Here is an 8434-nt window from a genome sequence, read left to right on the forward strand (position 1 = left end):
CTGGTGGTCTGCGAGGGGGCGGGGCGGTGAGCGAAGCGATCGAGACCGCCATGCTGGAACTCATCGGCAAGCTCGCCCCCGGCAAATCGGTGTCGCCGGAGGAGGTGGCGCGCGCCGCCGATCCTGAGAACTGGCGTCGCCGGCTTGGCCATGTGCGCGCCGTCGCCCGCGGCCTTGCCCGCCAAGGTCGCATCGAGATCACCCGGCACGGCAAGGCCGCCGATCCGGAGCAGTTCAAGGGCGTCTACCGGCTCCGCGCGCCGCAGCCGGTAGACGCCGCGCAGGAGCAAGGAGACGGCTCATGATCCTCTACGGCTCATCCATATCGCCCTACGTCCGCAAGACCCTCGCGTTCGCCGCCGAGAAGGGGATCGCGCTGGACCTGCAGCCGGCCGGCATGGGCCGCGGGCCCGCGGAATTCATGGAGGCCAGCCCGTTCGGGAAGATGCCGGGGTTCCGGGACGGCGACTTCATGATCTCAGACTCGACCGCCATCATCACCTACCTGGAGGCGATCCAGCCGGAGCCGAACCTGCTGCCGCTGGAGGCGCGCGCCCGGGCCCGCACGATCTGGTACGAGGAGTTCGCCGACACCATCCTGATGGGGGCGGGCGGCAAGATGTTCTTCAACCGCCTGGTCGCGCCGCGCTACATGGGCCGGCCGGGCGACGAGGCCGCCGCCCTGGCGGCCGAGACGGACGAGCTGCCGCCGATCCTCGACTATCTGGAACGCGCCCTGCCGGCGTCGGGCTTCCTGGTGGAAGACCGCCTGACCCTGGCCGACATCTCGGTCGCGAGCCCGTTCGTCAACCTGGCCCACATCGGGTGGACCCCGGATCCGCAGCGCTGGCCGAAGATCGTCGCCTACACCCAGGCGATCCTGGCCCGGCCGTCGTTCGCCAGCTGGGTCGACGCCGAGACCAAGTTCCTCGCTGCTTGAGACGACTCGCAGTCGGCGCGTGCGCGCCTATCTGCAGGCGATGAGCCTCGACGCCGTCCTGTCCGAGATCCGCGCCTGCCGCGCCTGCGCGCGGGAATTTGCGCATGAGCCGAGGCCCGTGGTCCGCGTGTCGCCACAGACCCGGCTGCTGATCTGCGGCCAGGTGCCGGGCCGCCGGGTGCACGAAAGCGGCCTGCCGTTCGACGATCCGTCGGGCGACCGCCTGCGCGGCTGGATGGGGATCGACCGCGAGACGTTCTACGGTCATCGGGCGATCGGGGTCGCGGCGATGGCGTTCTGCTATCCCGGCACGGCGGCGCGCAGCGGCGACCATCCGCCGCCCGAGCGGTGCGCGACGACCTGGCGCCCGCGCCTGCTGGCGCAGCTTCCGAACGTCGAGCTGACCCTGCTGGTCGGCGGCTACGCGCAGGCGTGGGCGCTCGGCGCGCCCGGCGCCGGCGGGATGACTGCGACCGTGGCCGATTGGCGCGCGTTCGGGCCAGCGGTGCTGCCCACCCCGCATCCGTCCTGGCGAAACACCGGTTGGTTGAAGCGAAATCCGTGGTTCGAGGCCGAGGTCACGCCCTACCTTCGCCGCAGGGTCCGGGAGATCCTCGAGCGATGATGAGGTTCGCCGCGATCCTGTTGGCCGCCCTGAGCCTGGCGGCCTGCGCACCGATGATGGTGCAGCAGCCGTTCAGCGCCGTCGCCGGGTTCAATGGGCCGAGGCTGGAAGAGGACGCCTTCGTCAGTTTCGACGGCGCGCGGCTGGGCCTGACCACCTGGGCGGCGGCGGAAGAGCCATGGGCGGTGGTCATCGGCCTGCACGGCATGAACGACTACGCCAACGCCTTCCACATGGCCGCGCCGTGGTGGGCGGCCCAGGGGGTGACCACCTATGCCTATGACCAACGCGGCTTCGGCCGCTCGCCGCAGCGGGGCGTCTGGGCGGGCGATCTGATGGAGGAGGACTTGCGCACCATCGTCGCGCTGGCCCGCGCGCGCCATCCCCATGCAGTGCTGGCGGTGGTCGGCGAGAGCATGGGGGGCGGCGTGGCTATCGAGACCTTCGCCTCCGAAAGGCCGCCTGCCGCCGATCGGCTGATCCTGTTGGCGCCGGCGGTGTGGGGCTGGTCCAGCCAGCCGCTGCCCAACAAGACCATGCTGTGGTTCGCCGCGCGGTTCACCGGATCGAAGGTCTACAATCCCCCCAACTGGTTGGCCGAGCGGGTGCGTCCCACCGACAACCGCGAGGAACTGATCGCCATGGGGCGCGACCCGCTGATGCTGTGGGGCGCGCGCTCGGACACGCTCTATGGGCTTGTCAGCATGATGCAACGAGCCTCCGACCTGGCGGGCCAGGACCACACGCCGACCCTCTACCTCTATGGCGCCCACGACGAGATCATCCCCAAACGGGCGACGTCGCGGGCGGTCAGCCACCTGCGCCCCGACGACCGCACCATCTACTATCCGAAGGGTTGGCACTTGCTGATGCGCGACAGGCAGGGGCCGGTGGTGTGGGCCGACATCATGGCTTTCATCCGAGATCCCAAGGCGGGCTCGCCGTCCGGCCTGGGGCCGATCCCGGGGGCTGTCGAGGCGAGGCCAGCGCACACGGCGAACGCGGGGTTGTGAAGCCCATCCACGCGGCGTACAGGCCAACGCTTCCCGCTTCCAAACCAACGCGCAGCCCTTCCCCATGACCCTGTTCGACAATCCCGCCTTCGAAGGCCACGAAGGCGTCCACAGCTTCTACGACGAGCCCACAGGGCTGAAGTGCATCATCGCTGTGCATTCGACGGCGCGCGGGCCGGCCGGCGGCGGCTGTCGCATGTGGCCCTATCCGGACGCGGAAGCCGCGCTAACTGACGCTCTGCGGCTGTCGCGGGCGATGTCCTACAAGAACGCCATGGCCGACATTGACCTGGGCGGCGGCAAGTCAGTGATCATCGGCGATTCACGCACCCAGAAGACGCCGGCGCTGTTCGAGGTCTTCGGCCGCTGCGTCGAGGCGCTCGGCGGGCGTTACTGGGGCGCGGAGGACGTCGGCGTCACGCCGCAGGACCTGGCGCATGCACGCACCCAAAGCCGCTATATCGTCGGCCTCGACGGTCACCCGGCGGCTTCCGGCGATCCCAGCCCGGTGACTGCGGACGGCGTGTTCCGCGGGCTCCGCCTGTGCGTGCAACGCGCGCTGGGCCGCGACCTCGACGGGATCACGGTGGCAATCCAGGGGGTCGGCAATGTCGGCCGCCATCTAGCCGACCGGCTGCACGCCGCCGGTGCGAAGCTGGTGGTCACCGACGTCAACGAAGCCGCGGTCGCCGACGTCGTCGCGCGCACCGGGGCGAAGGCCGTGGCGCCGGGCGCGATCTTCGACGCCGAAGCCGAGGTGTTCGCCCCCTGCGCGCTGGGCGGCGCGATCACCGCCGAGACCCTTCCCAGGCTGAGCGCCAAGGTTATCGCCGGCGGCGCGAACAACCAGCTCGCCGATGCCGACGTCGGACGCGCCGTGTTCGCCCGCGGCATGATCTACGCACCCGACTACGTGCTGAACGGCGGCGGAATCATCAACGTGGCGGGCGAGATTCGAGCGCTAGAGGCCGGCGGCCTGTTCGACCCCTCATGGGTCGAGGGCAAGATCACCCAGATGACCGCGACGCTGGCCGAGGTGCTGGACCGTTCGGCCGCCGAAGCCAGGCCGACCAACGAGGTCGCCGACCAGATCGCGCGCGCTCGGCTGGCGGCGGCCAAGCAGGCGCGTCAGGCGGCCGCCTAGACCCGTCGCTTCCTCGGTTCGGGCACAGCAACCACAGTCAGGACCACAGCCGCCGCCAGGGCCACGAGTGACAGGCCGAACACCATCTGGAACCCGACGAATTCGGCCAGCACGCCGCCCATCAGCGGGCCGATAGTGGCCATGACGTTCTCGGCGGTGGACGAGATGGCGATACGCATCGGCAGTTCGTCGCGAGAACCGAACTCCAGGATCATCGTCTGCGCCGCCATCTGGTAGCCGGATTGCGCCGCGCCAAGGCCGAAGAAGGCGATGAAGATGAAGCCCAGGTGGTGGACGCCCATCAGCAGCATCGTCGCGCCCGCCCAGATCGCCAGCGACATCAGCAACACCATGCGAAAGCCGGTCTTGTCGCCCCAGTAGCCCCACACCAGGTTCGACAGGGTGTCGGCGCCCAGGAAGGCCAGCGACAGCAGGCCCAGCGTGGCTCCGGTCATCGGAATGCTTTGGCCTACATAGATGACGTAGAACGGCACCGCGATGCGGCTGGTCATGCTCATCATCTGCACCACCAGGAACCACATGTAGCTGCGGTCCTGGGTCACCAGGCGCGGGAAGTCGCGCAGCCGGTCGCGGAACCGGCCGCGCTCGCGCGTGGTCGGCGGCTCGGGCTCGCGCATGGTGCGAAGCGCCAGGAGTCCAGCGCTGGTCAGCACGAACGCCGCCAGGAACGTCGTGGAATAGCCGTTCCCCATTACGTTCGCCTCGATCAGGTAGCGCCCCGCCAGATAGGCCAACACAGCCGCGATCAGGCCGCCGGTGGCGTTGCGCCAGGCCTGCAGACGCCCGCGCATGGCGATTGGGATCACCTTCGACAGCAGGATCGCGAACTGCACACGCTGCGGGCCCTGCAGCAGGCCGAACAGGAACATCAGCGCCAGCAGCGCGATCACCAGGCTTTGGCCGCTCAGCAACCAGCCGGCCAGCGCCATGCCCAGGATCACCAGTCGCGACAGCGTGCCCATCAACATGGTCGCCGGCAGGACCTTGGTGCGGTGCTCGATCAGCGTCGCGCCGAAGATCGGCGAGATCACTCCGCCCATCTGCTGCAGGGCCAGCGCCAGACCGACGATCGAGCTCGAACCTGAGAGCGCGTGCAGATAGGCGGGCAGGAAGGTCGGCGCCTGCACCAGCCGGAAGCCGGTCATGCCCAGCATGCCGTGCAGGTAGGTGGCGCGGTAATTATGTTTCAGATTGTCGCGGACGAAGGCGCCGTAGGCGGCCTCTCGCGTCTGCAGGTCCGCCTCAGGGCCGGCGGCTGAAACTTCGATTTTCGGGTCCAACGCGCCTCGTCCCCATGTCCGATCCCGTCGCAGATCGCGCCGCGTTAAGGTCAGACCAAGGGCGGATGTCTACAGACTAGCCCGCGGCGGGGAAAGCGCCTTGCCGCTGCGTCAGTGCCCGGGTCTTGGAGAAAAAGATCGCCGCTCCGCGCCGACAACATCGGGGAGCGGATCGGGCTTGCGCCCATGCTTGGGACTGGCGGCCGTCTTCATGAACACAGAGTCGGCCGGCCGAGGTTGCTGTTCGAGGCCCTTGAGCATCGCAGTTCCTCCCTTTGTGGTTGTCATTATCGCCTAAGCGGCGACTGAAAGTGTTTCTCCCAACCGCACATCTACGTGAACCGTCAGCTGCGAATAGCCGCCGTCGCCATAGATCGCGCCGGTGACCGGCGCGGCCTGAGCGGGCGAGCGGCTGACCGCCACGGGGATCAGGTCGGCGGATTCGGCGAGGCCGTTGGTGGGGTCGAACTCGACCCAGCCGAGATCCGGCAGAAACACCTCACACCAGGCGTGGGTCGCGCCGGCGCCGCGCACCACGCTTGTCGCCGGTGAATAAAGGTAGCCGGTGACGAAGCGCGCGGCGAAGCCCAGCCGCCGAAGCGCCTCCACCATCAGCCAGGCGAAGTCGCGGCAGGTGCCCGAGCGCGTCGCCACGGTGTGGGCAGGATCCTGGGTGCCTTCCTCGACCCGCGCCGAATAGGCGAACTCGGCATGGATGGTCTGGTTCAGCCGCAGCAGGTAGTCGAGCGCCGGCTCCTCCGCCGGTCCGACCTGGGCGCGCAGCCACTTCAGCAGCAGATCGTCCGAATCGAGCGTCTCTGGTTCGATGAACGGATTGAGGATCGTGCGATCGACGTTGTCGTAGACGATGGGCGTCACCGTGCGTGGATTGTCGATGCGCAGCGGCGAGAGCGGGGCCGGGAAGCGCTCGATGACCAACTCGCTGACGATCGAAAGTTGATCGGCTTCGCCCTGCGGCGTCAGCCAGCAGACGCTGTTGCCCAACGCATCATAGGTCCAGCGCGTGCTGCCGGCGGGCGAGAACGACAGGGCGGACGCGACGATGCGCATGGCATGGCTGTCGCGCGGCCGGATCAGCAGGCGATGCGGCGCGAACCGCACCGGCTTTTCATAGGTGTAGAGGGTCTCGTGTCGGAGGGTCAGACGCGTCATGCGCTTGCGAACCCCTGGACGTTATGGAGGTTCCGCAAAGCGCGGGGAGTTAAGTCGATGGACGGAACAAAATAAGAACGGTACGGTCGAAACATGCCAGTGCTCGACCTTAAGCGTAAGCTTTCCATTCTCGCGGATGCGGCCAAGTACGACGCTTCCTGCGCCTCTTCCGGAACCTCTAAACGCGACTCCCGCGGCGGGACAGGGGTGGGATCGACCGAAGGCATGGGCATCTGCCACGCCTATGCGCCGGACGGGCGGTGCATCTCGCTGCTCAAGATCCTGCTGACCAACTACTGCATCTACGACTGCGCCTACTGCGTAAACCGGGTGTCGTCGAACGTCACCCGGGCGCGGTTCTCGGTGGATGAGGTGGTCAACCTCACGCTCGACTTCTACAAGCGCAACTACATTGAGGGGCTGTTCCTGTCGTCCGGGATCATCCGCGACGCCGACTACACCATGGAGGCGATGGTGCGGGTAGCGCGCGACCTGCGCCAGGTGCACGACTTCCGCGGTTACATCCACCTGAAGCTGATCCCCGAGGCGTCGCAGGATCTGGCCGACGAGGCTGGACGTTGGGCCGACCGGCTGTCGATCAATGTCGAACTTCCGCGCGACGAAAGCCTCAAGGCGCTGGCGCCGGAGAAGGACGCCGGCGTTATCAACCGGGCGATGGGCGGGGTCCGCCTGGGCATCGATGCGGCCGGGGAGAAAGGGCGCCGCGCCAAACCAGCCGCCTTCGCGCCCGCCGGACAGTCGACCCAGATGATCGTCGGCGCCGACGCCGCCAGCGACGGCGAGATCCTGGCGCGCAGTGAGAGCCTGTACGGCGCCTACCGGCTGCGCCGCGTCTACTACTCGGCGTTCAGCCCGATCCCCGACGCGCCCGGCCGCCTGCCGCCCATGCGCCCGCCGCTGATGCGCGAGCACCGGCTGTATCAGGCCGACTGGTTGATGCGCTTCTACGGCTTCGCGCGCGAAGAGATCATCGGCCCGGCGGAGAACCTCGAGCTGGGCATGGACCCCAAGCTCGCCTGGGCGCTGAAGCATCGCGGCGATTTTCCAGTCGACGTCAATGTCGCCGAACGCGAGACCCTGCTGCGGACCCCGGGGTTGGGGGTGAAGAGCGTCGACAAGATGATCGCGCTGCGCCGTTTGAAGCGACTGGCGTTGCATGACGTCGGCAAGCTCTGCCGCCGCATCGAGTCTGTTCGCCCGTTTATCGTCGCCAGCGACTGGAGCCCGGGCGGGCTCACCGACAGCGCTGGGCTGGCGCGCAGTCTGACGCCGGCGCCGCAGCAGCTCGAGTTGTTTTGATGCCGGTGATCAGACTGGACTCAGAGGTGGACTTCGCCGGCTGGCGCACAGCCGCGCGGTCGCTGCGAGCACAGGGCGTGACGCCGGACGACGCGCTATGGACAGTGGACGGGGAAGGCGACCTGTTCGCCCCGCCGCTGGAGGCCGCCGCTGCTACTGGCCCAGCCTTCACCACGCCGCGCGAATTCCTGGCGCTGGCCCAGGCCGTGGTCCTGCATCGATCGGACGACCGGTTCGCGCTGCTCTACCGCCTGCTATGGCGATTGGCGCAAACGCCGCACCTGTTGCAGCTGACCACCGATCCGGACGTCAGCCGCGCCCGCGATTTCGCCAAGACGGTGGACCGCGCCGCCCACAAGATGAAAGCCTTCGTGCGCTTCCGGAAAGTCGACGAGGCTCCAGGCGAGTTGGAGACCTTCGCCGCCTGGTTCGAACCCGCCCACCGGGTGACGGAACGCACCGCACCGTTCTTCGCCAGGCGCTACGCCAACATGCGCTTTTCCATCCTCACCCCCGACGTTTGCGGGCACTGGGACGGAGACGCACTCAGTTTCACGCCAGGCGCCGATCCTGCTGACGCGCCCGCCGACGACGCGCTGGAGGACTTCTGGCGCACCTACTACGCGTCGATCTTCAACCCTGCGCGGCTGAAGGTCGGAGCGATGACCAAGGAGATGCCCAAGCGCTACTGGCGCAACCTGCCGGAGGCCTCGCTCATTCCGCAGTTGATCGAAGCCGCCGAGAGCCGCAGTCAGGCCATGGTCAACGCAAGCCCATCTGAACCCAGTCGACGCATCGTGAGGGCCGCTCTGCGCGCCAGCCGTGACGCGCCCTATGACGGCGCCGCGCCTACGGACCTGGTCGAACTGAACGCCCAGGTCCAGGCCTGCCGGCGTTGCTCGCTCTGGCGGGACGCGA

9 protein-coding genes are annotated in these 8434 nt (G+C 68.2%); 7 read left to right on the plus strand and 2 right to left on the minus strand.

Translation table 11 applies throughout. The features are described from left to right. From Q8M88_RS00535 to Q8M88_RS00555, 5 genes are all read left to right on the plus strand, one after another. Positions 1-305: DUF3253 domain-containing protein (locus tag Q8M88_RS00535; protein WP_371132601.1), on the plus strand; the 305-nt coding region annotated here is incomplete at its 5' end. Continuing rightward, positions 302-940, plus strand: coding sequence for a glutathione S-transferase family protein (locus Q8M88_RS00540; protein ID WP_305594003.1), 639 nt, complete (start codon positions 302-304; stop codon positions 938-940). The genes Q8M88_RS00535 and Q8M88_RS00540, both read left to right, overlap by 4 nt. Before the next feature lie 40 nt (positions 941-980). Continuing rightward, positions 981-1565: a uracil-DNA glycosylase family protein gene (locus Q8M88_RS00545; protein WP_305594019.1), complete on the plus strand. Its 585-nt coding sequence runs from the start codon at positions 981-983 to the stop codon at positions 1563-1565. Next, complete coding sequence (locus Q8M88_RS00550) at positions 1562-2578, plus strand: alpha/beta hydrolase (protein WP_305594005.1); 1017 nt, start codon at positions 1562-1564, stop codon at positions 2576-2578. The genes Q8M88_RS00545 and Q8M88_RS00550 overlap by 4 nt, the downstream gene beginning before the upstream one ends. Positions 2579-2642: 64 nt before the next feature. Continuing rightward, positions 2643-3722: a Glu/Leu/Phe/Val dehydrogenase dimerization domain-containing protein gene (locus tag Q8M88_RS00555; RefSeq protein ID WP_305594007.1), complete on the plus strand. Its 1080-nt coding sequence runs from the start codon at positions 2643-2645 to the stop codon at positions 3720-3722. Here Q8M88_RS00555 and Q8M88_RS00560 read toward each other — a convergent pair. Further along, entirely contained in the window at positions 3719-5023 is a 1305-nt protein-coding gene (locus Q8M88_RS00560; RefSeq protein ID WP_305594009.1) for an MFS transporter, read from the minus strand. The genes Q8M88_RS00555 and Q8M88_RS00560 overlap by 4 nt on opposite strands. 294 nt (positions 5024-5317) lie before the next feature. Then, positions 5318-6196: a transglutaminase family protein gene (locus tag Q8M88_RS00565; protein WP_305594011.1), complete on the minus strand. Its 879-nt coding sequence runs from the start codon at positions 6194-6196 to the stop codon at positions 5318-5320. 93 nt (positions 6197-6289) lie between these two features. Here Q8M88_RS00565 and Q8M88_RS00570 point away from each other — a divergent pair, with 93 nt between their 5' ends. Further along, entirely contained in the window at positions 6290-7516 is a 1227-nt protein-coding gene (locus Q8M88_RS00570; protein WP_305594013.1) for a putative DNA modification/repair radical SAM protein, read from the plus strand. Beyond that, positions 7516-8434: TIGR03915 family putative DNA repair protein (locus Q8M88_RS00575; protein WP_305594015.1), on the plus strand; the 919-nt coding region annotated here is incomplete at its 3' end. The genes Q8M88_RS00570 and Q8M88_RS00575, both read left to right, overlap by 1 nt.

The sequence above is a fragment of the Phenylobacterium sp. genome (assembly GCF_030693805.1).
In the GTDB taxonomy this organism is placed as follows: Bacteria; Pseudomonadota; Alphaproteobacteria; order Caulobacterales; family Caulobacteraceae; genus Phenylobacterium.

Bases quoted from the DNA above. Each gene is read 5' to 3' on its own strand.
- Q8M88_RS00550 (WP_305594005.1), top strand. From the start codon at position 1,562: ATGATGAGGTTCGCCGCGATCCTGTTGGCCGCCCTGAGCCTGGCGGCC.
- Q8M88_RS00565 (WP_305594011.1), bottom strand. From the start codon at position 6,196: ATGACGCGTCTGACCCTCCGACACGAGACCCTCTACACCTATGAAAAG.
- Q8M88_RS00540 (WP_305594003.1), top strand. From the start codon at position 302: ATGATCCTCTACGGCTCATCCATATCGCCCTACGTCCGCAAGACCCTC.
- Q8M88_RS00555 (WP_305594007.1), top strand. From the start codon at position 2,643: ATGACCCTGTTCGACAATCCCGCCTTCGAAGGCCACGAAGGCGTCCAC.
- Q8M88_RS00570 (WP_305594013.1), top strand. From the start codon at position 6,290: ATGCCAGTGCTCGACCTTAAGCGTAAGCTTTCCATTCTCGCGGATGCG.
- Q8M88_RS00545 (WP_305594019.1), top strand. From the start codon at position 981: ATGAGCCTCGACGCCGTCCTGTCCGAGATCCGCGCCTGCCGCGCCTGC.